Origin of the sequence: Serratia sp. CY47280, from assembly GCF_052168655.1 — a bacterium.
Classification (GTDB): Bacteria; Pseudomonadota; Gammaproteobacteria; order Enterobacterales; family Enterobacteriaceae; genus Serratia; species Serratia bockelmannii.
This window is the reverse complement of record NZ_JBJNMG010000002.1, coordinates 761,947-786,295: the sequence shown is the minus strand read 5'-3', so window position 1 is coordinate 786,295 and position 24,349 is coordinate 761,947. Positions and strand designations below refer to the sequence as shown.

Here is a 24,349-nt window from a genome sequence, read left to right as displayed (position 1 = left end):
GGAGGCATGAAAAATCATTGAATAGGAACTATATTTTCCACCTCAGTTTCCACTTTAAGGATTTGAGATATTTCATTATGCAATTCAATATTGTTTTCTTTAGTTTCAATGGAAACTATAAGACTGAATCGAGCCATGCTTGCTTGTCGATTCTCTCGCTTTAAGTCTTTCCACCATCCGCTTACGGGGAAGATCGCAATATGCTTTTTATCAGCAAGGGAAATCGCAGTGCCGGTCCAAACATCGCAATGAATTGACCCTCTATTCCTTAACGTTGGCCCAAGCAACCACTTACTTGAATCGCCATCCCCTACGTCAATATCTGGATTTTCATCTCTGTACTTTTTATTTATTCTAGTAACAAACTCATCCGCACTTTCGCCGGGACTATTAAAGTCAAACCTGAGACCAAATGAGCTGTATTTATATTTATTCTCCCACCCTCTTTCGCCTGGGTTGGGTTCTATAAAATAAGACAAAGTCACTCTAAGCTTAACCTCCTCTGCACCAAGCTTTTCCAACTCAGAAGATGGCCAAGGCAATGTATATAAAACCATTTTGTTAAACGTACCAGTAATTTTATATGGCTGAATCTGATCTTCAATTATAAGATTTACTGACTTATTTCCACTCGATATGGCCTTGTTAAGATTTGGGTAGCCATAACCAGCCATCCTTAGTAACACCTCAATCTCTCTTTTAGTTCGTAATGACTTGTTACGCTCCATAATTTTTGCTGGCCATGTGGCACTATGAACCACTAATGCTCGTATTGTTTCCGGCCAGTAATTAGGATACTGCGCCCACAACTTCGAAACGAACAATGATGCCATTGCAGTTGCTGCACTTGTTTCAGCAAAAGATGAGAAGTAATTACCTGAGGCCACCCTGTGGCTTGTAGTCATAAGACTTAACTCTTCTAAATCTGCCGCAAATCTGAGAGTATCGTCAAAACCATGGTTCCCACCTTCAAAAATAACATCAGGCTTAAAGGGAGAGTTTTTTCCCCATGATATAGATGTTGTAGAGCTAGGCCCCAGATCTGTAAGTTCAGCTAAGAGACGATATCCCTCAGTAGTGATATTATCTTCACTAGCCCAATATCCGATCGTTAAGGAATTGTATGAATTTGCAGGATCTTCAATGGATGACAAGATATTTTTATCCGGGTACTCTGGTAAGTCTTGCGGTCTCATATTACCTGCTGAAAGTATAAATAACCGCTTAGCTGGATCATCAGGGCTCCCACTAGCCAATGAGTCAATCATAGCTGACCAACTAGAAGGAGCGCCTTTTAAATAGTAAGGAGATGAGACAGCCATAGTAAAAACTCTTCTTTCAGATGGCGCTATAGTTTCAACATTATATACGGCATCTGAAGTAATGTTCCCGTACAACTTAGGATCATTGGCACCAGTATCAGGCAATATCTTAACAGACTCTACAATACCATTTATTGTGATTTTTTTATTCTGAATCGCTGTTTTTAAGTCACCATATAATGATAATCCTGCCATTCCCGTGCCATGCCCTTGAATATCACTAGCATTCCACTGGGGCTCAGCAGAAATTACAACTTCCTTTTTCACAAACTCTTTAAGCAATGGGTGTGCCGAGTTTATGCCAGTATCAAGTATACATATAGGTACCGGGCGTTCGATAAAGTGATATTCCAACCCATCAGCCCATTGAAAATTTTCAGCAGTGGAGAGCTCAAGAAAGTCTGTCGTTACAGTATTTGCGGGTCTCAACTCTGCAATAAACTGAGTAATTCTTTGCAATGCATTTAATTGACGAACAGAAGCTACAATTATTTTCACCAGCCTTTCTTTAAAGTTTATTTCTCCTTGTTTTACAACAACCCCTAATCTCTCGCAAACCAAATCCAGGTGAGCTGAAACCTTATCACTAGTATCAGTTGATGTATCTAACCAAACCTCGTAGCTTTCAAGTTTATCGACATCTTGAGGTAATGGTTTAGTGCTAAACCATAATGACTCAACCCCTCCGTAATCTATTTCAGAAATGGACTCTACAAGAGGTTGGTTCTTAGGTCTCTTTTTAGCTGTTTCTTTAGTCGCATATTCAGATAGAATAGTTTTCAATTTTTCTATCTTATCTATAGGTATAGCTACATTTGCTACAACTTGGCTATCTACCGTATTAACCGATAGTAATTTCATTCCATTTGAATCAAGGCTTTTAAGAGAAAGCCTATCACTAACTTCAGGGTTATCCTTGAAAGTCAATACCATTCTTTGAGGAGCAGAACCATCTCCAAAAATCTCCTCAGATAAATCCACTGATTTAACATGCTTTATAATTGCTTCATCAAGGCCGCTACGTAATTTTGCAAAATGCGCATTTCTATTTACTGGTGACCTTTTCTTGGGAGGGGCGCTAGTTATCGCTCTATAATCCATTAAGCTTTGAGGTAACTTTAATTTAATATGAGCCTTCATATAATTATCCTTTTACATTATTTATAAGCTTTTCTCTCTAAAAACACATTTTGAAGTACGCTCTGATCTAACTCATTCTTATTATTAATAATTCCATACTTTATAGTGTCATCACAGCTTTTTGCTACCTCTGAAAAACTCAACCCATCTGCCACATCTAAAAGCTCACTCCAATCATTTATCTTAAGCTTGAATGATACAAACTTCGACTTAATCAGCTTTTCTAAATTTCCCTTTTCAGGGAGAACATATTCGATTACATCATCAAATCGACGATAAAGAGCCCCATCTAGGATATCTTTATGGTTCGTCGCACTAATAATCAAACTGTCAGAGTGATGTTCATCAAGCAATTGCAGGAACGTATTGAGAACCCTACGGATTTCTCCAACATCATTTTCCATACTTCTTTTTGAACCAATTGTGTCGAACTCATCAAATAGGTAAACCCCTCTGTTTTGAGCTATGTAATCAAATATGCTTCTTAACTTAGCAGAGGTCTCACCCATGAACTTCGTAATCAACGAATCCATTCGCACTGTAAATAATGGGAAATGGAGTTCATGAGCTATTACACTAGCAGTTAAAGTCTTGCCAGTTCCGGGTGGTCCGTATAGCAACAAATGTCTTCTTGGTATTAACCCGTATTGCCTTATCTTAATCGAGTTTTTGTTTTCATCCAGGAATCTTTTTATCTTTTGATAAACCTCAACCGGAAGAATTATTTCTTTCAAAGATATCGTCGGATGAGATATTGAAAACAGCTCAGATGAAGAGTGATTAATGACAGCAGTACTAGATGAGACTATTTTTGGAAATGAATCATTTTGATTATTTAAATTCGTTACTTTCGCTTTCTCGACTAGCAACCTTAACTCTTCAGCAAGTTTCACATGGCCAATTTTTGCTTCATGGGCAGCAATCTGTAATACGATTGACAAAAACTTTCTATCATCTCGTGCTATAAAATTTTTAACTAATAATTTTAATTGATTTGCACTGGCCATGATATTTCCCTAAGACTAAACTGACGACTAATTACATAATCACGAACGCCTATTGACATTCCTGTATTTATCATAGCATTAACTAAATATCTCAGCTATAGGTTAATCATCTTTCTCTGTCCTCACTTGTGCAGATGGGCTTTATGGTGCTTGCGCGCAATGCTATCCCCGCCTCGCCTGCGCGCTTTATGTGTCGCTTTTAATGCGGTTGCATGATCCGGCGCGATCCGCGCCAGTGCTGGTGCTGCGGGGGTAAAAATAACACCGGATCATCATGCGATTTCATGCACTCTATGCATGCATGGGCTATCAGCAGAGAAAAAGGTATGTATTGTGCTGATAACGCCCCTCGTCAATCAGCCTGAAAACGTGGCCGGACTGGTGCTTGATGTAGTAATTCGCCTCTTCAGGCGTTAGGTGTGTGCCGAGCCGGTTTGCGGCGTGAATGAAATCAACGGTCTTTATGCGGCGGCCCTTGCCGTTCTCGTTGAAGTTCAGCGCCTCCATAAACGCCCCGGCTAAGTTTAAATCTCGTCTCATACGTCACCTATGGATTAAGAGATCGCGGCAAGCTGCCTGATCACTTCTGCTTTTTCAGGGGCAATGCTGGTTTTCATCTCCCCCGCCAGTTCTGAAATCCATATCAGTGCAATGTCTTTGTCTTTCGCTTGGCTCTCATAACAAACCCCCAGACGGGCGATGAGTTCAATTCTTTCTAAAACAACCACTTCATCCACTGCTTGCACCCTTTCCCTCCGATGCTTAATTACTGTATGCATATACAGTATATGCCTATCGGATTTAATTGCGCAAGAAATTATTGGAAGCCCGCCCAATCGCTAACCGCCGGATAGTGCATTGAAATATCACCAAATTTGACTTTAGCGCCGCGCGCCAGTGCCTCAAGTTCCCAGCGCGTCGGCTCGATGCCGTGTAGTGCCAGCTCTGAGTAAATTTTGGATACGCGATCGCGCTCGGCAGTGGTCAATCTGGCCGATGCAGCAGGCTCTATACGCTTATATGGGTCAATTCCTCTTTGCTGCCTGTTTATCTGCGGGGCATTTGCCCGTAAACGCGTCATAACAGACCGTGCAACGGTCATGTCATCCCAGTCAATCTGGGTTTCCGGTGCATGTTCCATCACCGCCACGGCCTCTACAGGCCCCCCATCCTGCGCATTTTCGGCGCCACCGCTGCCGACCAACCCACAGTTATTGACAGGACTCCGAGGCGCGCCGGAGGCGCTTTTCAAAGTCAAAGGCTCAACGGCAACGGCTTTAGCGACGATGCGCCATTGCGTGGTGCGGGTTTCATAAACGCGATCGGCGCCGATATGCGGGGCAAAAATCCCCGCAATTTTCTGTACTTCTTCGTCATAGGCGTTGCGCTCGTCGGCAACCCGGCGGGCTACACGCACAGTCTGATCGTCGCGGGCAACGTTAGGGCCACCCTGCGCCAGAATGTAAGCGGCAAAGTCACCGGCATCAGCAGCAGCGCGCACAGCCTCAACGGTTTCGTCAAACTCATCGGCCAGACTGACAGAGCGGATCTTGCGGCACTCACGCCATGCGCCGCGCGACGGCAGGCCGATAAAGTGGAATTGAGGGATACGCCATGTTGACGCCCACGCGGTGACGGCGGCCGCCGTATCAGTCAACAGCTCGCCGGTTTCATGATCGCGTTCGCCATCCAGCGCGTAGCCGTCGATGTTTTTTGCAATGTATTTGGCGATATAGCCCGCCGCACCGCCTTTGTTCAGGTGCTTGCAGTCAAACCGGTTTTTGGCGGCGCCGCGCTCGTCCCCATCTTCAGCCATGGCATAACGGCGCATGATGTCGATCACCTGCTGGCGCTGCTCTTTGGAGGTAAACAGCATCATATGCCAGTGCGGCGTCGCATCATGGTGCGGTTCGACAACGCGCACGCCGTAGACCTGCAGGCCCGCATCTTTAAACGCTGTGCGGATCTTGCTAAACAGCTTCACAAGATAGCGCTGGCCGTCTTTTGGTGTGTACGCCTCTTCATCCCATTTGTGATTAAAATGCACCTTCGGACTGTTCTTGCCGACGGCGCGCGTCGGGTGATATTTGGATGGGGTGGTGATGGTGATAAACATCCCTTTATCGCCACGGATAGCAGCGGCCTGCTCAACACCGGCGATCATCGCCATTAACTCCATACGACGGATTTCCGGGTTAGAGATGCTTGCCATCACCTTGTCGATGAGGCTGAAGCGTTCGCCGGTTTCGACGTTCTCAAGCTCGCGGCTGTTCAGATAATCAAAATTGGACTGGCGGCGCGCTTTAACATCCCGAATAGCCTGCTTACTGGCATACGACGACGCCCCGCGGTTCACATTACCCAGGGCGATCAGCAACGCCTCGCGCCAGCGCGTGCGCTGGGCCTTCAACTGGCGTTCCCACCACTCGGAATTAACCAACCGTGACAAGCTGGCAATCGCTGACCGGGCATCCAGTTTGCCCTTGCGGTATTTGCGCCAGTGCATCGGGATGATGTTGAAGGCGCGCGCCATACTGGCAATGCGGCCATAAAATTCTGATTGGGTCGCATCTTCGAAAAGCCCGGCATTGTCGCCGCCGTTCTCCGCCACAAACTCATCGCAGTAATCTGCGTAATTCTGCAGAAGCTGACCGGCCACGCGATCGGCAAGGCGGCGTAACTCTTTGTCATCCATGCCGGGCAGAGCTGCGTAATTATCAACTTCAGCAGAAAACCGCATTGACGCGGCGAGGTTCATCGCATTTTTGGCGCTCACCGTTTGCAGGCGCGGCCAGATGCGGCGATCGAACTGGAATACCAGCCATTTGTTGGCGTCGTGTAGCCCTTTGCTCTTGAGCAAGTTGGTGTAACGCGTCAGGAACATGGCGCTGAGGAAGCGCGGCAGGCGGCGAATATTGGTTAAAACAGCTTGCCCCTGAGCGAGTTCCTCACGGGTAAGCGGTCTTACCGGCCCGGCAGCAGCCGGGCGCGGTTCGTTCCATGGGTAAGCGTAGGCGGTTAGTGTTTGATTCACTCGCATACACCGGCGTAAATACTGCTGCAGGCTGTGCGATCATTCATCGCGGCCACAAGGTCAAACTGGCGGCCACCGCGTGTAGTCATAGCCCAATCGCGGTAGGTTTCAATTCCGTGAGACTCCACTGTAATGCATGCAATCCGGCGTTCTGCCTTTGCAGGATCTTGCGTCGATGGAAAGAACGTTGAATTGCCACGGCGCGAACATGCGGCCACCAGTTTTTCCCATTCCGCTACACGGGCAACTTCCTCCGGCCAGCGGCTGAATATCTCGGCCAGCTCAGATTTACGAGCGTGAATACACGGCATACACCCAACCCGGCTACACCCTTGTTCGTACAATGGATTTGGTTTGATGCCATGCCGTTTCGCCATAGCAAAAACATCAGCGTGTTTCCATTCAAGAATCGGGCGGTAAATGTTCAGGCCACGGGTATTGTCCGCATCCGCTTCCCAAACAGGTAATGCAGCACGCGCAGAAGATTCTTCTGCACGAACACCTTGCCAACTAATAACTTCGTCGTATTTGTCCAGTAGTGGAATGACAATCTGATCACGTATAGGGTTATGCTTTAACTCGAAAGTGCAAAAGCGAGCTTTAGTGGAAGGGAAGCGCCCTTTCCACATGCAGAGGTCAAGAAATGGAATACCGGTTGGGTGAAGTGTTTTTAGCGCCAGTTCGATAATTGTGGCGGCTTGTGCCTCAGTATACCCGCACTCAGTTACCAGCGTCACAGGCCAACGCTCAGCTATGAATTCTCTCTTGCCCTTTATGCGATCAGAGAAATCGGCCTTAACACGGCGAATCGGCCCTAACTTGCTTTCTAGATAATCCAGATACTCCATAGTTTGCGGGTGTTCGTGACCAGTATCAGCGAATACCACCAGAACTTCAGCGCCAGCCTCACGAGCTAATAACCATTGAGCAAGGCTATCTTTACCACCAGAAACAGACACCAGATTAATGGTGCCCTCTTCTAAGCAACGCTTATCAATTTGCATTGCGAGCCTCACATACCGCAAAAGCCTCTTGGCACAGGTTGCCAATGCGACCTATTTCCGCGCCCAGTGATGCAATGCTATTAACACTGGAATTACGGACGCTGTGATGAATAAGGCCGTTCACAAGCTGGTTAATCGTAGGGTAATAGCCAATAGCCTCGTAACGCTCTTGGCCTTCGCTTTTTCCTGTTTTCCCCACCTTCACCGTATTAAGAATGAATTGCAGGTTATCGCTGGTGATAACAAACTCAGAGCCGATTTTAATTTCCATGTTATTTCCTTAATCGTAATTTTGGTTTTCTGGTCTGCGTGCAAATTCTGAATCGCTCAAATCAGCCGCAATAAAATGACCTGCCAGCAACGCCAGCAGGCCGAACAAAATAGAGAACTCCGTCATGCCTTCCCCGCGTATAGGTGACTTTGCGTCTCGCGGATCTGCTGACAGCTTACGCATGTATCAACGCCGGGAACGGCAGCGCGACGCGCGGCAGGAATCGGAGCATCACATTCTTCGCAAACAAAGGCAGAAGGCAGCGCGGAGGATTTGCGAGCATTGGTAATCTGCGCCTCTAATACCAGCGCTTGCCGCTCCTGTTCGTAGTCCATCAAGTCGGCCATTAGTGCAACTCCGATTTTTTATTCAGTTGAATTAGAGCCTGTCGCCCTAATTCCGCGACACGGTGTGATTCTTTAATGACATCGCTAATATTTGTAATTGATTGATGAAATACGCCTCGATTAACGGATAAATTAATCAGGTCAGAGATCAGTTTTAACTCATTAGAGTAAACCGCTCTTGTTGGATAATGTTTCCCCTTGGTTTCTTTGTCTGTTTTTACATCCGCCAGAATTAAAGCTTCCGGGTTAGTCCCCTGCGCTTCGATTTTAATGATGGCGAAGGTGCCATTAACTTCAACCACGTTAGCCATTAGTGCAGCTCCTGCGCTTGATTCTCTATCGACTCGGCCTCTTGGCGGAGCAGCTCTACAGCCTCGGCAGCCGTTAAGCCGTTCTTAGAGATATGTGCAGCCAAACGTACCAAACGAGCAGCGGCGAGATCGGCTTGGTTCTTACGCTCATCAAGGCGGGCGTTATCAAGCAACACAGCCACCTGTGAAATATCGCTACCTTCCTTTGCTGGGTCTAACCCCATAAAAATCACATTCGACATATTTAACCCTTATTTCAGACAAAGCGATGCCCGGCGGGTTAACGCCAGAATTACGCAATGCGGTTAATTAACGTTTAATTCGCAATCATCATCACTGATAAATCGCGGTAAGGTTTTTGATAAATCAATCAGGTCATTCAGCGCCCACACGATTTGTTTACGTTCTGAATATCTCATTTCTGCAAACTTCATTTTTATATGCCGCTCTTTCAGCCCGGCATGAAAACAAACAGTTCTGCGGATATGTTCCGGCGACTTATCAAAAGCCTCTTGCGCCTGATTCTGCTTATGCGGGAACAGCTCACGCTTAATCTGTGAAATGCGCTTAATGCCGATCGCTTTTTGTGTTTCAGTAGCCAACAACATGACAGCCCCAATTAACGGCAGAAAAAACGGCGCAGCGGTGAAACTGGCTTAGCCGTTGACAGGCCACGCAGCAAGGCAGCCTGATCGTGACGTGGGCACCAGCGCTTGCCGCCCGGCAGTTCAATAAAACCGTGTTCAAAATGCCGCGATGGGCTTTGTTGTTTCAGCAGTGGAGCGATAGAAATAACCACGGTGATCGCCTCAGCTTAAACCAGCAACAGCACTCAGCCCGCTGAGCACATCAACGGTGGAGGCCAGAGCCGGGGTGGATTGGATGCGGTTCTGAACGGTCAAGCCGATCAGCGACAAATGGCGGATCGCCGTGTTGACGCTTTCAAGCAGTGCGCTTTTGCGTACCGGCGTTTTGTGGTCGCCCTGCACGGCGGCGGCGGCAACGTTGCCGATTGCGGCAGTAGCGTGCAGCGCGTAGGCAGAGATGTTCCCGGTGCTGGCTTCGTTGACCGGTACAGACGGCATGCAGTTGATTTGTGCCAGCAAGGCATCGAGCAAGCCAGCGTCTTCAGTAGCATCAGTAAGCGCCAATAACTCCGCACAAGTGAGCTGGTGCGGCTGCTCCGGGTTCAGTTTGTTGCGTAATACCTGCGGCCTCATACCAATGCTATCGCCAAGCGTAACCAAGTTATGACGCACAGAGAACTGGCGGCAGGCCATATCAAAATGTGGATGTTTTGAAACCTCGTAATCAAACATTCCTCTCCCCTTTTGATGGTGGCAGTATCTCAAACCGAAACCGAAACTTCACATTTCGAGAGTGCATCTAGTGTTAGCTTCACCATATTGATGAGTACTTTTTCACGTTTTCCATCCTTAGACAGACGGTGACGGTAGGATGACAAACGCCCATCATCAAGCATGTCAGATACAGTTTCTTTCGATAACCCAGTGAGTTCACAGTACTTTTCTACTGTTACATGCGGAGTAGGAACCGCAATTGAAATACTCGGACGCATAGTGCAAGATCCTCCGTTGACCTGTGGTGGGTCGTGGTAAAGGGTGGTAAGCAGTGATAAGGCTGCTAACTTCCAAATTGGAAGTGAATCTAATGCCACAAAATGACAATGTCAAAGCAAATATTGGCAAAATGGGATTTTATGGAATTTAATCAAGATGCAAAGTCTGCGATCGAACGGATGGTAATGGCCTACGGGGTCAAGACTAAGCTGGCATTATGTGAAGCCCTAGGCATCACAGCTAGCGCCCTTGCGAACAGACAAAACCGTAATGCTTTTCCTGCGGAGTACGTTTTGAAATGCGCCTTAGATACGGGAGCATCTGTACGCTGGTTAACATATGGTCATGGTGAAATGTTTGATCAAGCTGTTGTCACAGCCCCAAATGCTCTTGCAGTTCCCAGCAAAGAACTCACAGACAGAAAGCTGCAAGATGGCGAGACTTTGCTATTAGATAAATCCTTTCTTCCCGCAGACATCACAAAGCCAGTCTTGATTATTGATGGTGACACTCAGTACATCGCTTCGCACGGTTTTACAGAAATTTATGATGGTACGTGGCTTATTGATATTGACGACAATATAAGCATCCGTGAACTGGTTCGCATCCCCGGAAACAAGGTCAATATCTCTGATAAAAAACACTCGTTTGATTGCGCTATTGACGAACTAAAGTTCATAGCTAAGATCTTGATTAAATGTGAAAAAATATAAATAGCATTATAGCGCCACCCCACCTACTGGTTGGGAATGTTTAAGATAGCTATAACAAACATTGACCACTGTATTTTTATACAGTTAAATGCACCTCATTTTTATGAGGAGGGTCATAGTGGCAGTTCGCAAACAATCATCCGGTAAGTGGTTATGTGAGTGCTATCCCGCTGGCCGCAGCGGTCGTAGGGTGCGTAAGCAGTTTGCAACTAAAGGTGAAGCTATCGCCTTTGAGCGCTTTACCATGGAACAGGTGGATAACAAGCCGTGGTTAGGCGAAGCAATAGATCGCCGTAAGTTGAGCGAGATCGCCAAACTTTGGTACAACCTGCACGGCCAATCCCTCACAGCTGGTGAAAACACCTACAAGAAACTATGCCTTGTGATTGAAGCACTGGGCGATCCTCCTGCTACTACCTTTACAGCAAAAGACTTCGCGCACTACCGTGATAAGCGTCTGTCCGGTGAAGTCTACTTTTCCGAGAAGTGGAAGAACGGCGCAGAACCAGTCACCGTAAATCTTGAACAAAGCTACCTAAGCGGTATGTTCAGCGAGCTTGCCCGGCTTGGCGAATGGAACCAACCCAATCCGCTAGAGAACATGCGCAAGTTCACTGTCGCAGAAAAGGAAATGGCGTGGCTTACCCACGCACAAATTACAGAGCTGTTAACAGCATGCAGCAGAGGTGATTCTGATTTGCCGCTTGTGGTTGAGGTATGTCTTAGCACCGGCGCACGCTGGCGAGAAGCGGAAAACCTTACCCGGTCACAGATAACACCGCATAAGATCACCTTCATCCGTACCAAAGGTAAAAAGAACCGCAGCGTTCCGATCAGTAAAGCGCTGTACAAGAAGTTGATAACGCGGGGCGATGATCGCTTATTCAGCGAATGCTATTTTCGCTTTATGGCCGCGCTCGAAAGCACCAGCATTCAATTGCCCAAAGGCCAACTAACTCATGTGCTACGCCATACCTTTGCGGCACACTTTATGATGTCGGGAGGTAACATTCTTGTGTTACAACGTATCCTCGGCCACCACGACATTAAGATGACAATGCGTTATGCGCACCTTGCCCCGGAACACCTCGAAACTGCATTGCAATTCAACCCGCTGGCAACCATGCCAAGTGGCGACAAAGTGGCGGCACAGGTTGGCACTCACCACCCTTCACCACCCCTTATCACTATATCAACCTCTTGATAAACATATAACTTATTGATTTTATTATTGTCATGAGAAAATCGGGTTTTTTGTTGCCTGAAACGGCCCGAAACACCCGTTGTCGCTGCCTCGTCGTCAGGCATAAAGCATCCTACCTCTGAGTGTCGCTTACGCCAGCGTCCCATCAATGTGCAGGTTTCAACATAGAAACGCTGCTTGTGGATTTGCCACTGTTCAAAGAGATGGCGTCACAAACGGTACTTAACAACAGCACTCTCGTCGCTGTCGGCTGGGTGCTCTTTGGTGGCTCATCCCGTCATCTTCCTGTATGTCATCACGTCATGGTACTGCACCGGAAGAAGACCAGCATTGTCCCCCATGAGAGCCGAGGCGAACTAATTCACCTGTTTTATTTTTTCTTTAATTTTAATTAGCTTTTTTATATACGCATTGCTCTTATCCCCTTTATCTATCTCCGCAGAAATCAAAGAAAGGAAGTTGTCATTAAAATCATCTTTGGCTAAGGGGTTAGCGCCATGAGCCAAAAGAACCTCAATGTGCTCAGGGCAACTGTTATACAGCGCATTAATTAGTGGAGTTCTGTTCATAGCCCCTTTGATATTAACATCAGCTTGGTATGCAATTAACATCTTTAATGTTTCTGTGTTCGCCGCATCAAAACTTTCAAATATAATGGGTTGATTATGAACCTTATCTCTGGCATTTGGAGAGAGCCCGCCCTCTAACATAGCTTGTATCCATACGCCTTTATTCGCCTTCATAACAAATTCAGCGGGGCTACTCCTCCCTCAGCTCTTGGCTGCAGTGGGTCTGCTCCCGCCTTGACTAAATCCGTAATGTTCTTGAGGCGCTCTGGCGTGTTCTTGTCAAAGATAGCGTTATTTAACGCCCAGAATAGCAACGTCATCTCCGCCTTGGCGGGCCGATTTAACGTTTCTTTGCTTACCGTTGGTAAAACCTTATCCAGCTTTTTCCTGTCACCCTCGTAGATGACGTTGGCGATATCTAGCTGCTTCCCTTCAAAGTAATCCTGTGGTTGTAGATCCCTACCTTGTTCGCATCCCTGCATCATGAGCATCGACAGCAACATGATAATGATAAGAGCGCTGTGCCTCATGCCATCTCCATTTTTAACATAACCACGGCCTAACTTTGCTTTATTACCGTATCAGTATCCCTCTATACCCTTGGGATACTGAGAACGGCTTATTTACTGACAGGGAGAGGTGGCCATTTCCCACCACGCTTAATTAGCTCGTCTTTGATGCGCTCAAGAGACGCTTTCGCCTCACTGCCGTCCGTACTCCTATTAATCAGCCGTTGTAGTTGATTACCCATCGTCCAACCCGAGTTGCCTCTTATATCGCTATCGGCGCCTTTTTCTAATAAAAGAATGACGTGGTCATAGGAGTGATAGTCTAAAGCATCGATGAGCAGCGTATCACCCAGTGAATTTCTTATATTTATATCAGCACCATGCTCCAACATGACCTCTAATGTTTCTGTGTTTTTTGCAAAGATGCTATTAAATATAATGGGTTGATTATGAACCTTATCCCTAGCATTTGGAGAAAGTCCGCCCTCTAACATAGCCTGTATCCAGATGCCTTTATCCGCTTTCATAACAAATTCAGCTGGGCTACCTGGCGTGTTGGGTTGAGGCTGTAAAGGATCTGCGCCGGCTTTTACCAAATCAGTGATAATTTTCAGCCTTTCAGGTGTGGTTTTATCATAGATGGCATTGTTTATTGCCCAGAACAATAAGGTCATTTCTTCCTTAGCTGGACGATTTAAGATCTCTTTGTTTACTGATGATAACTGTTTATCCAACTGCGGCCTATCACCATCATAAATGGCTTTGGCAATGTCCAATTGCTGACCGTCAAAATAATCCTGCGGTTGTAAATCCATACCTTTTTCGCACCCTTGCATGATGAGCGTAGACACTACCATCGTGATAATGAGAATAAGTTTTTTCATATTCTTCCCTTGATTGTGGCAATGTCATCGTCTTTTTCATTTTCAATGCATTGTATCGCCTGGTCTATACCGTGCTTATCCAGCAGTGAGCCTGTTCCACCGGAAAGCGTGTGTTTTACTCCCACGGCGTCAGGCGCCAACAGGGACAACCGTTCTTTCGCCATCACCGCCGGCGGATAAAATTTGAGGTCTTTGGCATCCTCCCACAAATCAACCTCCTGCAGCTTGGTCAACAGTTCCCCTTTTACGCGATACGCCTGAATATTATCGACACTGCCTATTATAGAGCCGCCGTATTTTTCTACGGTTCCCGCATGCAATCCAGCGGCATTAAACGTCCAAGCTGGCTTGCCGCTGGCCATGGAGGCAGCAGACGCCATGCCACCGCCTAATGAGTGACCTGCAACGTCGATATTGGATACCTTTGAAATTTTATCGCCAATACCAACCGCTTTTTTGTAGTATTCAGAATTAAGCCCTATTCCCTGAGCACCGTTGTTTTTCCAGTCACTGAGATTTTTAATGCCTGATAAGTCACCCCTTATTAAGGCTTTTTGGGTTGCGCGGCTTATTCCCTCCGGGAATTCTGGTGCCCGCGATCCGCGGAATACCACCGTCGGGTTCATCGCCTTGCCAAAGATACTTTCGTCTGGCTGATAAACTCGGGCTAAAAAGTCAGGATTCATTGGTTTGTCATAAAGCATGTTACTGCTCAAACCAAGCCGGCCCAGCGCCCCATCATTGTTACTGATATCCTTCCAGCCTTCAGGGATGTCTATCGTGTCCTTGAGCGGATTAGTGGTCTTGTAAACATTCTCAGCCAACTTCGCCTTTTCGACCGCGACGTTGTTCTCCGCCAGGCGCTGTGCCGCCATGCGCGCATCCGGGTAAATGCTGCGGTTGCCTCGCCCTATCAGGTACTGGCGTTCTTGCCAGCGTTCTGCCTTGGTCAGCGGACGGATGGCCTGCACCGTGGCGGCAACGGTTGCTACTGCGGTCGCGATGGCTTGCTGCAGAGGGGGATTCCGGGTCGTATTCTGCCTCGCCGGCAGCACCGTCGGTTTTGCCCGGTGGCCATAGCGGCTGACCATTTCTTCATAGCGGGCGATCACGCGCCCGATAGGATAAAAGGCGGGAAGAGAGCTGCCTGGATAACGCTGTAATCGGCCTTCCGCGTCGACGTAAAAAGCATATTTCGTCGGCGTCCAGGTGCCCATTCCCTGATCAATCGCCAGCAAGCCGCCCCGGTTGATCTCATCGAGCACGCTGCGCTTCACAGCCACGTCCTCACGATAACCGGTGACGCCAATCCCGGATTGAGTATTGCGGGTAATCGGATACCGGCTGCTTATCGATATGCCGGCTGCGCCGCCGAACAGATAATGCCGTTCCAGCTCATACCGCGCTGCTGTAGGGTTAAGTATCCTGGAAAAGCTTTCCGGCGCCGTGTGTTCAGAGGAGAAATGAATCAGTTTCATACGGCGCCTGCCCACTCGTAAGGTTCCGTGGTCGGCACAGACGCGCCATCGCAGTGCAGCTCGCCAGATGGGCGACTTTTTCTGGTTTCGTCGAGCGTTAGCGAACGATAACGCATTGGATATCCTTATCTTCTGTGTCACGCCTAAATAGGGTATGGGCAAAATTATCACAATTCAGTAAAGATTTCTTTGCTCTATTTCTATACGCGCGCATCCTCTCCCATCCATGCAGCGGCGTGCTTCCTGTGCCATGTGAAGAGCGTATTTCGTTGCCATGTTGCGGCTAAAAGCCACGTCCGAAAGCAATCAGTCGAGTGTCAAAGATGCGGGAATGATAAGGAGACAGGAAGGAGAAAGGCTCCGCCAACCGGGAATGGCCAGCGGAGCGGCGTCAGGCGGCGGTTATTTCTGCTCAGCCTGGCTTACGGTATCTTCGGCTTTCCAGATGCGGTATTTCACTTCCGCGTCTTTCGGCGCATACACCACGATCGGCAGGCGGCTGTTGTAGCGCTGCATCGCGGCGTCGCCCAGGTTAGCGGCGATGAATTTCTTGGTCTTGGTATTGTCCGGGCAGGCCATCATGGTCGAGGCCGGTTCAGACAGCTTCTCCAGCACCAGGTAATCATAACCCCAGCCGGACAGGGTTTTGGTCTCCAGCGTGCCGCCAATCATATGGCGGTTGCAGTCCACTTCCAGCGTCTTGCCGATCAGCAGTTCTACCTTGTAGTTCTCTTCGTGCTCTTGCTTCGGCAGGTAGATCACCTGGCGATTCATGCCCTTCTCGGCTTTCGGGTAAGGCGCGACTTTTTCCAGCGGCTGTTTGCTCATGTCTGCGTCATCGCCAGAGGTCGCCGCCATAGCGCCAGCGGAAACGGCCATCAGCAGGCCGGAAAATACAACGGATGCCTTGTTCATGTTTTATCCCTACACTTTGTCAAATAATCCGTCTATAAACTAATACACTACCGCTAAGCTCGCCACAGGTTTAATCTTCTTTACAATAGGCAATCAATAGTGACAATCGCCTAATATAAACCGTTAACTGGAGCAATTAGCCAGCGCACCCTCGGGTTAAGACGAGAAAAACCAGCGATTACCTTCGTACAAGCAAGTGTATCAGATAGGGTTTTCTTACCGGCGGACTAAGGTTTTCTTAAGACAGAATTATTACAGTAACGTCATTCAATCCTGTCACTGAGCCTGCGCGTGAATCCAGAATCGTCATTAAATCAATCCTCAACGACACCGCAAATTAAGACAACCACCCTTTACTCCCTGTCGGCATCCTTTTACCGTTGGCAAGTTTTTGGCCTGCTGATCAGCGGTTTGGTGTTTCTATGGCTCTCCCGTAACGAACAGCTGGACTGGGCGATCAGCAATTATTGGTACGATGCCGCCAGCGGGCATTTCCCGTGGCAAAACAATTATTGGCTGGATCTGATCAATCACCGCCTGTTGAAGCAGATAGTGATCGTAGGGGCGGTGCTGACACTGTTTTGGGGCCTCTATCGCCGCAGCGCGCGCCTGATCGTAACCATGCTGCTGATTGGTATCGGCCCGCTGGTGGTGGGCATTCTCAAAGCCACCAGCGCGCACTCCTGTCCGTGGGATCTGATTGAGTACGGCGGCAAGGCGATGTCCTTCCCGCTGTTCGGCACGGTACCGGCGCTGCCGGGCCCCGGTCGCTGTTTCCCCGGCGGGCACGCCTCGAGCGGTTTCGCGGTGATGGCGTTGTTTTTCCTGTTTTATCCGCAGCGTCCGCGCCTGGCCTGGTGGTGCTGGTGCGGCGGCATTGCGCTCGGCATGTTGATGGGCTTTGGTCAGATCATGCGTGGCGCACATTTTCTTACCCATAACCTGTGGGCGGGTTGGTGGGTTTGGTTAAGCCAGTTGGCTATTTATTGGATGATTAGCGGCTATTGGCGCCGCAAGATGAGGTAACGGTTATGGAGCAGCTAAACCATGTTCTTTTCGCCTGGATCAATGCGACCCCGGCGTCTCCCGAATGGATGATCGATTTCGCCACCTTTTTGGCGCGCGATCTTATCATTATCGTGCCGCTGCTGATCGTCGGCCTGTGGCTGTGGGGGCCGCAAAGCCAGCTGGTTTCACAGCGCGAAGTGGTGGCGAAAACCACGATCGCGCTGTTGTTCGCCATGCTTGCCGCCTCCGCTATCGGCGCGCTGCTGCCGCATGAGCGTCCGTTCGTCGCCGGCGTCGGCTATACCTTCCTGGCGCACGCGCCGGACAGCTCGTTCCCCAGCGATCACGGCACCGCCATCTTTACCTTTGCGCTGGCATTCCTGTTCTGGCACCGGGTCTGGTCCGGCGCGCTGCTGATGATTGTCGCCGCCGGCATCGCCTGGTCACGCGTTTACCTCGGCGTGCACTGGCCGCTGGATATGGTTGGCGGTTTCCTGCTCGGCCTGGTCGGCTGCCTGTTCGCGCAGCTGGTATGGAATCTGTTCGGCGATGTCCTCGCCGACAAGCTGTCGCGCCTGTATCGCTTCCTGTTTGCCTTCGCCATTCGACGCGGCTGGGTGAAAGAGTAACCGCACAACATGACAGGGGCGTTACCGCCCCTGCTTTCACACCACGCCAGTAGTCACACAGAACGTCCGCGTTTTTCCCGCTCCCAGCATCACTCCTACCTCCCCTTCCGGCGCGTTCGGCCGACAGTTCGCCGGCTGGATAAAAGCCAGCAGCCGCCTGTTGCCCTGAACGGCGATGCGCCGGAAACCATAGTTGAATTGTTCGGTGGCAAAACGCGTCACATAACGCCGGCCCTGCGGCGCCAGCATAAAGAATTCGGCCTGATCCACGTAGCGCGTCAGATCGTCGGAGCACAACAGTTCCTGCCCGATCGTATCCCCTAATAAAGCCGGCGTCGGCAGGTTCTGACGGAATACCGCATCGGGAATGCAGTCGTAGTTGAGATGACACACATAGCGCAGCGGCTGCGGCCGCTCAGCCAGGTTGGTGACCATCATCTCAATGGCGAACTGCGCGCTCTGCGCCGCCAGACGCAGCGCCGGGCCGATGCGCCAACGCCCACCCGCCCGCTCCCCCTCGCCGTGCAATGTCAGCTCATCGCCCGCCAGCTGGATCCACACGCGTTGCATCTGCAGCGGCTCACCGTCCTGATGCGGCCAGGCGGGGCAGAATGCGGCGTCGTCAGCGCGCTTTCTTCCGGCGCCCTTTACGCTGCGCCGGCCCGACTTCAGCGAATGACCGTCAAACTCAGCGTCCCAGATCGTGAGGCCCTGATACGGCAAAACCGTCAGTGCGCCACGGTGATTCGCCAACGTCAGCATCGGCCCGCGTTCTGTGCAGCGATGCGTGCTCACCGCGAAATCCGCATTGCGGAACAGTTCCTGCCGATGCGCCCCGAAAGCTTCAGGAGCCAGATCGATGTTGATCTTCATCTTTTTTCCCTCGACGTTTCGCCCGCGCAGGCCGCGAGCCACAAAATGTTATTTAAATAACAAATGAAACGCCTTTAAGCTATACCTATAACAGCATTATAGCGACGATCTGGTCGACATTTTTTAAACAGCACTAGGTTTATCGGCATCGGAATGTTATTATTTTCACATTCCTCACTCCGTTTACTGTCTTAACCTCACTAAGGAACCGCGATGACCACCGAAAACATCGATTACGCCAGCTATATCGACCACACCCTGCTGGCCATGGACGCCACCGAAATGCAGATCGCCAAACTGTGCGAAGAAGCACAGCAGCACAACTTCTATGCGGTATGCGTCAACTCCGGCTACGTGCCACTGGCGGCCCAGCTGCTGCAAGAAAGCACCGTGAAAGTCTGCTCGGTGATCGGTTTCCCGCTGGGTGCCGGCCTGACCGTCGCCAAGGCCTTTGAAGCCAAAGCGGCGATCGCCGCCGGGGCGCAAGAGATCGATATGGTGATCAACGTCGGCTGGTTGAAAAGCGGCCTGCTGGACGAAGTGAAAGCCGATATCGCCGCCGTGCGCGAGGTTTGCGCGGCGATCCCGTTGAAGGTAATATTGGAAACCTGCCTGCTCAGCGATGCGCAGATCGTCCAGGTTTGTGAAATGTGTCGCGAACTCGATGTCGCCTTCGTGAAAACCTCCACCGGCTTCAGCACCGGCGGCGCTCGGGAAGAGCACGTCAAACTGATGCGTGAGACTGTGGGCAGCGAAATGGGCGTGAAAGCTTCCGGCGCCGTGCGCGATCGCGCCACCGCCGAGAAGATGATTAAAGCCGGCGCCACGCGCATCGGCACCAGCTCCGGCGTCGCCATCGTATCCGGCGCCCAGCCGGCGGCGGGCAGCTACTGATCGTCGGCTTGCCCTGACGGGCATGGCCATACACTCCGATGCGGGACAATACGGGCGGCTGATGCGGCCCGATATTGCCCCGCATCGTTGTGTTTAGCGCCGGAAATGCCGGCACGCCCCTTTACCTCTACTACCTGTGGGAAGACGGATCTATGGAAACGCGGCGCGAAGAACGTATCAACCGGTTAGTTCAGGCGTTAAAACGCGCTGACAAGATCCACCTGAAAGAAGCCGCCGCGCTGCTGGGGGTCTCGGAGATGACCATTCGCCGCGATCTGAGCGCCGAACCGGCGGCCGTGGTGTTGCTCGGCGGCTACGTGGTGACCGATCCGCGCAGCAACGGCGTGACCAACTACTTCGTTTCCGATCAAAAAGCCAAACAGGTCACGGAGAAACGGCGCATCGGCCTGCTGGCAGCGCCGCTGATCAATGAAAACGACACGGTGTTTTTTGACTGTGGCACCACCACCCCGGCGATCATCGACGCCATCGCCGACGAACTGACCTTCACCGCCGTGTGCCATTCGCTGAACACCTTCCTGGCGCTGCAGGACAAACCGAACTGCAAAGTGGTCCTGTGCGGCGGTGAGTTCAAGCCGAACAACTACATCTTTTCCAGCGTCAGCGGCCGTAACGAGCTCGATCATATCTGCCCGAATATCGCCTTTATCTCCGCCGCCGGCCTCAGTCTGCAGCACGGCGCCACCTGCTTCAACTTCGACGAACTGGAGATGAAGCATCGCGCGATGGCGATGGCGCAGCAAAAGATCCTGGTGGCAGACCACAGCAAATTCGGCAAAACCAAACCGGCCTGCATCGGCCCCCTGACACAATTCGATCGGGTGATCACCGACCGCCAACCGGCCGCCGACTTCCTGGCATTCTTCAACGACAACGCCATCGCTATCCGCTATTAATCCGCCTTCAGCGCCGTCATAACCGACGGCGCACCGTTTCGATATCCCTCTTTCCTTACCCAAAAATGAACAAATAATGCGCAATCAATTCGCGTTTTTCGCTTATCCGCACGCAACATCAGGTTAATAAAATGCAACAGCTCACCCGCGTGATTATTTTTTCGCAGGCTAAACACGCGGTCGGCTGGGTGAATTAACGGCTATTTATGGCTTTTATATGATAAATCGTACCAAAGGCCAGGAAGTTTAAATAAACGGCGGTTTACGCGATTGCAGCAAATCTCACCAATACCTGTTAGCTATCTGTTATTTATATGATGAATGGTTACGCATTTTTATCCGCTAACCACGTAAGTAATTTCCCTTCGTTACTAGCGGTGAATTTTAAATAAAAATCATTAAAAACAAAAAGATAAATTCAATTTACCTTAAAAACATAATGTGATCCACATCACTAAAACTGCTTAATCCGGGTTTTTCGCTAGATCCAAAACCACGCATAAAATATATTGCTCGGCTTGCTGCTGAGCACAGCGCTTTATCCGGCTAATTATTGTACAAGCCGCATAATCGCAGAAAATTTTATGAGAGCGTTCTCAGCACAAAATCTTACACAAATGTGCAACAAATGCGCGAAAAATCGATAAAAAAGCAGATAACTGCACATATTACGCATTTGAGAGCAGGATCACGGTTGTTTCTACTGTAAATCGTTATCTTGCCGCCAACAAAAATCGACAGGCAATGACCTGTCGGCAGCGGTAACGACTTTTATCCCCCGTGACGGTGGAAAGTCTTTAGTGAATTACCCGGCGCTGTGCCTTGGTAATGAACACAATAAACAACCAGGGGGACGCCAAAACATCCCCGCAAGCAACACCTGATTCTTACCGCAAGCGTTGCCTGAATAGGACGTTTGACGGTTTAACCTTAAGTTTTGCCTTTTAATTTTAAATTCGTGTTCACTTCGGAGATATTTATGGACACTACACAGACCGGCACAATTGCCTCTGCGGCCTCGGGCTCCAGCAGTACCTGGCGTAAAACGGATACCATGTGGATGTTGGGCCTGTACGGCACCGCCATCGGCGCAGGCGTCCTGTTCTTGCCCATCAACGCCGGCATCGGCGGTTTGATTCCTCTGATCATCATGGCCATCATCGCTTTCCCGATGACCTTCTTTGCCCACCGCGGCCTGTGCCGTTTCGTGCTGTCCGGCAAAAATCCCGGTGAAGACATCACCGCTGTAGTGGAAGAGCATTTCGGCATCACCGCCGGTAAACTGATTACCCTGCTGTACTTCTTCGCCATCTACCCGATTCTGTTGGTTTACAGCGTGGCGATCACCAACACCGTCGACAGCTTCATTACCCACCAGTTGGGCATGACGTCGCCGCCGCGCGCCATTCTGTCACTGATCCTGATCGTCGGCCTAATGACCATCGTGCGTTTCGGTGAGCAGGCCATCGTGAAAACCATGAGCATTCTGGTCTTCCCGTTCGTGGCGGTGCTGATGCTGCTGGCGGTATACCTGATCCCTAACTGGACCGGCGCCATCTTCGAAAACGTGTCGCTGTCCGGCAGCGGTACCGGCATGGGCCACGGCCTGATCATGACCCTGTGGCTGGCAATCCCGGTAATGGTGTTCTCCTTTAACCACTCGCCGATCATCTCCGCTTTCGCCGTCGCCAAACGCGAAGAGTACGGCGCAGACGCCGAGAAGAAATGCTCCCGCATTCTGGCTTATGCACACATCATGATGGTGCTGACCGTGATGTTCTTCGTGTTCAGCTGCGTGCTGAGCCTGACGCCGGAAAACCTGGCGGAAGCCAAGGCGCAGAACATCTCGATTCTGTCTTACCTGGCTAACCACTTTAACAACCCGATGATCGAGTACATCGCGCCGGTTATCGCCTTCGTCGCCATTACCAAATCGTTCCTGGGCCACTACCTCGGCGCTCGTGAAGGTTTCAACGGTCTGGTTGCCAAATCGATGAAGAGCCGTGGCAAAACCGTCAGCACCGCCAAGTTGAACCGCATGACCGCTATCTTCATGCTGGTGACCACCTGGATCGTCGCCACCCTGAACCCAAGCATCCTGGGCATGATTGAAACCCTGGGTGGCCCAATCATCGCCATGCTGCTGTTCCTGATGCCGATGTACGCCATTCGTAAAGTGCCTGCCATGCGCAAGTACAGCGGCCACATCAGCAACGTGTTCGTGGTTGTGATGGGTCTGATCGCCATCTCTGCTATCGTGTTCAGCCTGCTCGGCTAATCACGTCCGGCCGGCGCCGCTGTGCGCCGGCCCTCCCGCACTCCCCCATTTCCCGTATTCACCGCCTGAAACCTGAAGAAGGAGGCGAGACCATGGTCAGCGTTTTCGATATTTTCAAAATTGGCATCGGCCCATCCAGCTCCCACACCGTTGGCCCGATGAAAGCCGGCAAACAGTTCGTCGACGATCTGATCGCCCACCAGCAGCTGCAGGACACCACCCGCGTGGTGGTCGACGTCTACGGTTCGCTGTCGTTGACCGGTAAAGGCCACCACACCGACATCGCCATCATCATGGGCCTGGCCGGCAACCTGCCGCACGACGTGGACATCGACAGCATCCCGGGCTTTATTCGCGACGTGGAACAGCGCGGCCGCCTGCCGCTGGCCAACGGCCACCACGAGGTGGATTTTCCGCTGCACGGCGGCATGAATTTCCACAGCGATAATCTGCCGCTGCACGAAAACGGCATGCGCATCCGTGCCTTCGCCGGTGAACGCCTGCTGCACAGCAAAACCTATTACTCGATCGGCGGCGGTTTCATCGTCGACGAAGAACACTTCGGCCAGTCCGCCGAGGGCGCCACGCCGGTGCCCTACCCGTTCAAATCAGCGCACGATCTGCAGCAGCATTGCAAAGACACCGGGCTGTCGTTGTCCGGCCTGGTGATGCAGAACGAGCTGGCGCTGCGCAGCAAGGCGGACATCGACGCGCATTTCGCCGACGTCTGGCAAGTGATGAGCGCCGGTATCGAGCGCGGCATCAACACCGAAGGCCTGCTGCCTGGCCCGATGAAAGTGCCGCGCCGCGCCGCCGCGCTGCGACGCATTCTGGTGACCGGCGACAAGAACAATATCGATCCGATGAACGTGGTCGATTGGATCAACATGTTCGCGCTGGCCGTCAACGAAGAGAACGCCGCCGGTGGCCGCGTGGTCACCGCGCCGACCAACGGCGCGTGTGGCATTATCCCTGCGGTACTGGCCTACTACGACAAGTTCATCCGCCCGGTGAACGCCAACTCCTACACACGCTACTTCCTGGCGTCCGGCGTGATTGGCGCGTTGTACAAGATGAACGCCTCGATCTCCGGCGCCGAAGTGGGTTGCCAGGGGGAAGTGGGCGTGGCCTGTTCGATGGCGGCGGCCGGGTTGACCGAGCTGCTCGGCGGCAGCCCGGCGCAGGTGTGCATCGCGGCGGAGATCGCCATGGAGCACCATTTGGGACTGACCTGCGATCCGCTCGCCGGCCAGGTTCAGGTGCCCTGCATCGAACGCAACGCCATTTCCGCCGTTAAGGCGGTCAACGCCGCACGCATGGCGATGCGCCGGACCAGCGAACCGCGGGTTTGTCTGGATAAGGTGATCGAAACCATGTACGAGACCGGCAAAGACATGAACGCCAAATACCGCGAAACCTCACAGGGCGGGCTGGCGATCAAGGTCGTGGCCTGCAACTGATC

27 protein-coding genes and 1 pseudogene are annotated in these 24,349 nt (G+C 50.7%); 8 read left to right on the top strand and 20 right to left on the bottom strand.

Annotated features, from left to right (window positions below):
* Positions 1–14: 14 nt before the first annotated feature.
* The 15 genes from ACJ8J4_RS13255 to ACJ8J4_RS13185 all read right to left on the bottom strand — a co-directional run bounded on the left by ACJ8J4_RS13255 (position 15) and on the right by ACJ8J4_RS13185 (position 10,015).
* A complete protein-coding gene (locus ACJ8J4_RS13255; RefSeq protein ID WP_188240339.1) occupies positions 15–2,462 on the bottom strand; it encodes a S8 family peptidase in 2,448 nt (815 codons plus the stop codon).
* A 17-nt stretch (positions 2,463–2,479) separates the two neighbouring features.
* A complete protein-coding gene (locus ACJ8J4_RS13250) occupies positions 2,480–3,469 on the bottom strand; it encodes an AAA family ATPase (RefSeq protein ID WP_188240338.1) in 990 nt (329 codons plus the stop codon).
* Between the two features lie 309 nt (positions 3,470–3,778).
* The gene (locus ACJ8J4_RS13245) at positions 3,779–3,976 is read right to left on the bottom strand and encodes a hypothetical protein (protein WP_126186641.1); all 198 of its coding nucleotides are present in this window, start codon (positions 3,974–3,976) and stop codon (positions 3,779–3,781) included.
* 47 nt (positions 3,977–4,023) lie between these two features.
* On the bottom strand, positions 4,024–4,206 hold the full coding sequence (locus ACJ8J4_RS13240) for a hypothetical protein (protein WP_102780101.1): 183 nt from the start codon (positions 4,204–4,206) through the stop codon (positions 4,024–4,026).
* 80 nt (positions 4,207–4,286) lie between these two features.
* Positions 4,287–6,503 (bottom strand): replication endonuclease, encoded by a 2,217-nt coding sequence (locus ACJ8J4_RS13235; protein ID WP_188240337.1) that lies wholly within the window; start codon positions 6,501–6,503, stop codon positions 4,287–4,289.
* On the bottom strand, positions 6,500–7,507 hold the full coding sequence (locus ACJ8J4_RS13230) for a phosphoadenosine phosphosulfate reductase domain-containing protein (RefSeq protein WP_188240336.1): 1,008 nt from the start codon (positions 7,505–7,507) through the stop codon (positions 6,500–6,502). Before ACJ8J4_RS13230 ends, ACJ8J4_RS13235 begins: the two co-directional genes overlap by 4 nt.
* Positions 7,497–7,778 carry a DUF5405 family protein gene (locus ACJ8J4_RS13225; RefSeq protein WP_089185059.1) on the bottom strand — a complete coding sequence of 94 codons (282 nt, stop codon included), beginning with the start codon at positions 7,776–7,778 and terminating at the stop codon, positions 7,497–7,499. The genes ACJ8J4_RS13230 and ACJ8J4_RS13225 overlap by 11 nt, the downstream gene beginning before the upstream one ends.
* Positions 7,779–7,787: 9 nt before the next feature.
* Positions 7,788–7,961 carry a hypothetical protein gene (locus ACJ8J4_RS13220; protein WP_164119597.1) on the bottom strand — a complete coding sequence of 58 codons (174 nt, stop codon included), beginning with the start codon at positions 7,959–7,961 and terminating at the stop codon, positions 7,788–7,790.
* Positions 7,901–8,113, bottom strand: a complete 213-nt coding sequence (locus ACJ8J4_RS13215; RefSeq protein ID WP_392391998.1) for a TraR/DksA C4-type zinc finger protein — start codon at positions 8,111–8,113, stop codon at positions 7,901–7,903. The genes ACJ8J4_RS13220 and ACJ8J4_RS13215 overlap by 61 nt, the downstream gene beginning before the upstream one ends.
* An 11-nt stretch (positions 8,114–8,124) precedes the next feature.
* Positions 8,125–8,436 carry a DUF5405 family protein gene (locus tag ACJ8J4_RS13210; RefSeq protein WP_080497817.1) on the bottom strand — a complete coding sequence of 104 codons (312 nt, stop codon included), beginning with the start codon at positions 8,434–8,436 and terminating at the stop codon, positions 8,125–8,127.
* Entirely contained in the window at positions 8,436–8,678 is a 243-nt protein-coding gene (locus ACJ8J4_RS13205; RefSeq protein ID WP_122078013.1) for a DUF2732 family protein, read from the bottom strand. The genes ACJ8J4_RS13210 and ACJ8J4_RS13205 overlap by 1 nt, the downstream gene beginning before the upstream one ends.
* A 63-nt stretch (positions 8,679–8,741) precedes the next feature.
* Positions 8,742–9,044 carry a hypothetical protein gene (locus ACJ8J4_RS13200; protein WP_188240335.1) on the bottom strand — a complete coding sequence of 101 codons (303 nt, stop codon included), beginning with the start codon at positions 9,042–9,044 and terminating at the stop codon, positions 8,742–8,744.
* Positions 9,045–9,055: 11 nt separating this feature from the next.
* Positions 9,056–9,235 carry a phage filamentation protein Fil family protein gene (locus ACJ8J4_RS13195; protein ID WP_076740543.1) on the bottom strand — a complete coding sequence of 60 codons (180 nt, stop codon included), beginning with the start codon at positions 9,233–9,235 and terminating at the stop codon, positions 9,056–9,058.
* A 10-nt stretch (positions 9,236–9,245) separates the two neighbouring features.
* The gene (locus ACJ8J4_RS13190; protein ID WP_076740406.1) at positions 9,246–9,755 is read right to left on the bottom strand and encodes a phage regulatory CII family protein; all 510 of its coding nucleotides are present in this window, start codon (positions 9,753–9,755) and stop codon (positions 9,246–9,248) included.
* Between the two features lie 29 nt (positions 9,756–9,784).
* Entirely contained in the window at positions 9,785–10,015 is a 231-nt protein-coding gene (locus tag ACJ8J4_RS13185) for a regulator (RefSeq protein WP_072270972.1), read from the bottom strand.
* A 141-nt stretch (positions 10,016–10,156) separates the two neighbouring features.
* Between ACJ8J4_RS13185 and ACJ8J4_RS13180 the strand changes: the two genes are divergently transcribed.
* On the top strand, positions 10,157–10,729 hold the full coding sequence (locus ACJ8J4_RS13180; RefSeq protein WP_188240334.1) for a phage repressor protein CI: 573 nt from the start codon (positions 10,157–10,159) through the stop codon (positions 10,727–10,729).
* A gap of 118 nt (positions 10,730–10,847) precedes the next feature.
* Complete coding sequence (locus tag ACJ8J4_RS13175; protein WP_076740545.1) at positions 10,848–11,933, top strand: phage integrase; 1,086 nt, start codon at positions 10,848–10,850, stop codon at positions 11,931–11,933.
* A 356-nt stretch (positions 11,934–12,289) separates the two neighbouring features.
* Here the strand turns inward: ACJ8J4_RS13175 and ACJ8J4_RS13170 are convergent.
* The 4 genes and pseudogenes from ACJ8J4_RS13170 to eco form a co-directional block, all read right to left on the bottom strand.
* Positions 12,290–13,032 (bottom strand): annotated as a pseudogene (locus ACJ8J4_RS13170) (ankyrin repeat domain-containing protein).
* Between the two features lie 89 nt (positions 13,033–13,121).
* On the bottom strand, positions 13,122–13,895 hold the full coding sequence (locus ACJ8J4_RS13165; RefSeq protein ID WP_264383897.1) for an ankyrin repeat domain-containing protein: 774 nt from the start codon (positions 13,893–13,895) through the stop codon (positions 13,122–13,124).
* The gene (locus ACJ8J4_RS13160; protein WP_025302228.1) at positions 13,892–15,373 is read right to left on the bottom strand and encodes a hypothetical protein; all 1,482 of its coding nucleotides are present in this window, start codon (positions 15,371–15,373) and stop codon (positions 13,892–13,894) included. The genes ACJ8J4_RS13165 and ACJ8J4_RS13160 overlap by 4 nt, the downstream gene beginning before the upstream one ends.
* Before the next feature lie 402 nt (positions 15,374–15,775).
* Positions 15,776–16,288 (bottom strand): serine protease inhibitor ecotin, encoded by a 513-nt coding sequence (gene eco / locus ACJ8J4_RS13155; protein WP_033642514.1) that lies wholly within the window; start codon positions 16,286–16,288, stop codon positions 15,776–15,778.
* Positions 16,289–16,579: 291 nt separating this feature from the next.
* Between eco and ACJ8J4_RS13150 the strand changes: the two genes are divergently transcribed.
* A complete protein-coding gene (locus ACJ8J4_RS13150) occupies positions 16,580–17,314 on the top strand; it encodes a phosphatase PAP2 family protein (protein ID WP_049207959.1) in 735 nt (244 codons plus the stop codon).
* A gap of 5 nt (positions 17,315–17,319) precedes the next feature.
* Positions 17,320–17,925 (top strand): undecaprenyl-diphosphate phosphatase, encoded by a 606-nt coding sequence (gene ybjG / locus ACJ8J4_RS13145; RefSeq protein WP_025302225.1) that lies wholly within the window; start codon positions 17,320–17,322, stop codon positions 17,923–17,925.
* Positions 17,926–17,961: 36 nt separating this feature from the next.
* Here the strand turns inward: ybjG and ACJ8J4_RS13140 are convergent, their stop codons facing one another.
* Positions 17,962–18,798, bottom strand: a complete 837-nt coding sequence (locus ACJ8J4_RS13140; RefSeq protein WP_197835355.1) for a hypothetical protein — start codon at positions 18,796–18,798, stop codon at positions 17,962–17,964.
* Between the two features lie 213 nt (positions 18,799–19,011).
* On the opposite strand from ACJ8J4_RS13140, the gene deoC reads away from it, so the two are divergent.
* The 4 genes from deoC to ACJ8J4_RS13120 all read left to right on the top strand — a co-directional run bounded on the left by deoC (position 19,012) and on the right by ACJ8J4_RS13120 (position 24,347).
* On the top strand, positions 19,012–19,692 hold the full coding sequence (gene deoC, locus ACJ8J4_RS13135; RefSeq protein WP_089195707.1) for a deoxyribose-phosphate aldolase: 681 nt from the start codon (positions 19,012–19,014) through the stop codon (positions 19,690–19,692).
* A gap of 152 nt (positions 19,693–19,844) precedes the next feature.
* Complete coding sequence (deoR, locus tag ACJ8J4_RS13130) at positions 19,845–20,609, top strand: DNA-binding transcriptional repressor DeoR (RefSeq protein ID WP_025302222.1); 765 nt, start codon at positions 19,845–19,847, stop codon at positions 20,607–20,609.
* Between the two features lie 979 nt (positions 20,610–21,588).
* Complete coding sequence (locus ACJ8J4_RS13125; RefSeq protein WP_004938697.1) at positions 21,589–22,887, top strand: HAAAP family serine/threonine permease; 1,299 nt, start codon at positions 21,589–21,591, stop codon at positions 22,885–22,887.
* Positions 22,888–22,979: 92 nt separating this feature from the next.
* Positions 22,980–24,347 (top strand): L-serine ammonia-lyase, encoded by a 1,368-nt coding sequence (locus tag ACJ8J4_RS13120; RefSeq protein ID WP_025302221.1) that lies wholly within the window; start codon positions 22,980–22,982, stop codon positions 24,345–24,347.
* Positions 24,348–24,349 lie beyond the last annotated feature (2 nt).

Excerpts from the sequence above, each read along its gene's own strand:
- ACJ8J4_RS13255 (WP_188240339.1), bottom strand. The coding sequence starts at position 2,462 with ATGAAGGCTCATATTAAATTAAAGTTACCTCAAAGCTTAATGGATTAT.
- ACJ8J4_RS13250 (WP_188240338.1), bottom strand. The coding sequence starts at position 3,469 with ATGGCCAGTGCAAATCAATTAAAATTATTAGTTAAAAATTTTATAGCA.
- ACJ8J4_RS13245 (WP_126186641.1), bottom strand. The coding sequence starts at position 3,976 with ATGGAGGCGCTGAACTTCAACGAGAACGGCAAGGGCCGCCGCATAAAG.
- ACJ8J4_RS13230 (WP_188240336.1), bottom strand. The coding sequence starts at position 7,507 with ATGCAAATTGATAAGCGTTGCTTAGAAGAGGGCACCATTAATCTGGTG.
- ACJ8J4_RS13225 (WP_089185059.1), bottom strand. The coding sequence starts at position 7,778 with ATGGAAATTAAAATCGGCTCTGAGTTTGTTATCACCAGCGATAACCTG.
- ACJ8J4_RS13220 (WP_164119597.1), bottom strand. The coding sequence starts at position 7,961 with ATGCGTAAGCTGTCAGCAGATCCGCGAGACGCAAAGTCACCTATACGC.
- ACJ8J4_RS13215 (WP_392391998.1), bottom strand. The coding sequence starts at position 8,113 with ATGGACTACGAACAGGAGCGGCAAGCGCTGGTATTAGAGGCGCAGATT.
- ACJ8J4_RS13210 (WP_080497817.1), bottom strand. The coding sequence starts at position 8,436 with ATGGCTAACGTGGTTGAAGTTAATGGCACCTTCGCCATCATTAAAATC.
- ACJ8J4_RS13205 (WP_122078013.1), bottom strand. The coding sequence starts at position 8,678 with ATGTCGAATGTGATTTTTATGGGGTTAGACCCAGCAAAGGAAGGTAGC.
- ACJ8J4_RS13200 (WP_188240335.1), bottom strand. The coding sequence starts at position 9,044 with ATGTTGTTGGCTACTGAAACACAAAAAGCGATCGGCATTAAGCGCATT.
- ACJ8J4_RS13190 (WP_076740406.1), bottom strand. The coding sequence starts at position 9,755 with ATGTTTGATTACGAGGTTTCAAAACATCCACATTTTGATATGGCCTGC.
- ACJ8J4_RS13185 (WP_072270972.1), bottom strand. The coding sequence starts at position 10,015 with ATGCGTCCGAGTATTTCAATTGCGGTTCCTACTCCGCATGTAACAGTA.
- ACJ8J4_RS13180 (WP_188240334.1), top strand. The coding sequence starts at position 10,157 with ATGGAATTTAATCAAGATGCAAAGTCTGCGATCGAACGGATGGTAATG.
- ACJ8J4_RS13165 (WP_264383897.1), bottom strand. The coding sequence starts at position 13,895 with ATGAAAAAACTTATTCTCATTATCACGATGGTAGTGTCTACGCTCATC.
- ACJ8J4_RS13160 (WP_025302228.1), bottom strand. The coding sequence starts at position 15,373 with ATGAAACTGATTCATTTCTCCTCTGAACACACGGCGCCGGAAAGCTTT.
- eco (WP_033642514.1), bottom strand. The coding sequence starts at position 16,288 with ATGAACAAGGCATCCGTTGTATTTTCCGGCCTGCTGATGGCCGTTTCC.
- ybjG (WP_025302225.1), top strand. The coding sequence starts at position 17,320 with ATGGAGCAGCTAAACCATGTTCTTTTCGCCTGGATCAATGCGACCCCG.
- ACJ8J4_RS13140 (WP_197835355.1), bottom strand. The coding sequence starts at position 18,798 with ATGAAGATCAACATCGATCTGGCTCCTGAAGCTTTCGGGGCGCATCGG.
- deoC (WP_089195707.1), top strand. The coding sequence starts at position 19,012 with ATGACCACCGAAAACATCGATTACGCCAGCTATATCGACCACACCCTG.
- deoR (WP_025302222.1), top strand. The coding sequence starts at position 19,845 with ATGGAAACGCGGCGCGAAGAACGTATCAACCGGTTAGTTCAGGCGTTA.
- ACJ8J4_RS13125 (WP_004938697.1), top strand. The coding sequence starts at position 21,589 with ATGGACACTACACAGACCGGCACAATTGCCTCTGCGGCCTCGGGCTCC.
- ACJ8J4_RS13120 (WP_025302221.1), top strand. The coding sequence starts at position 22,980 with ATGGTCAGCGTTTTCGATATTTTCAAAATTGGCATCGGCCCATCCAGC.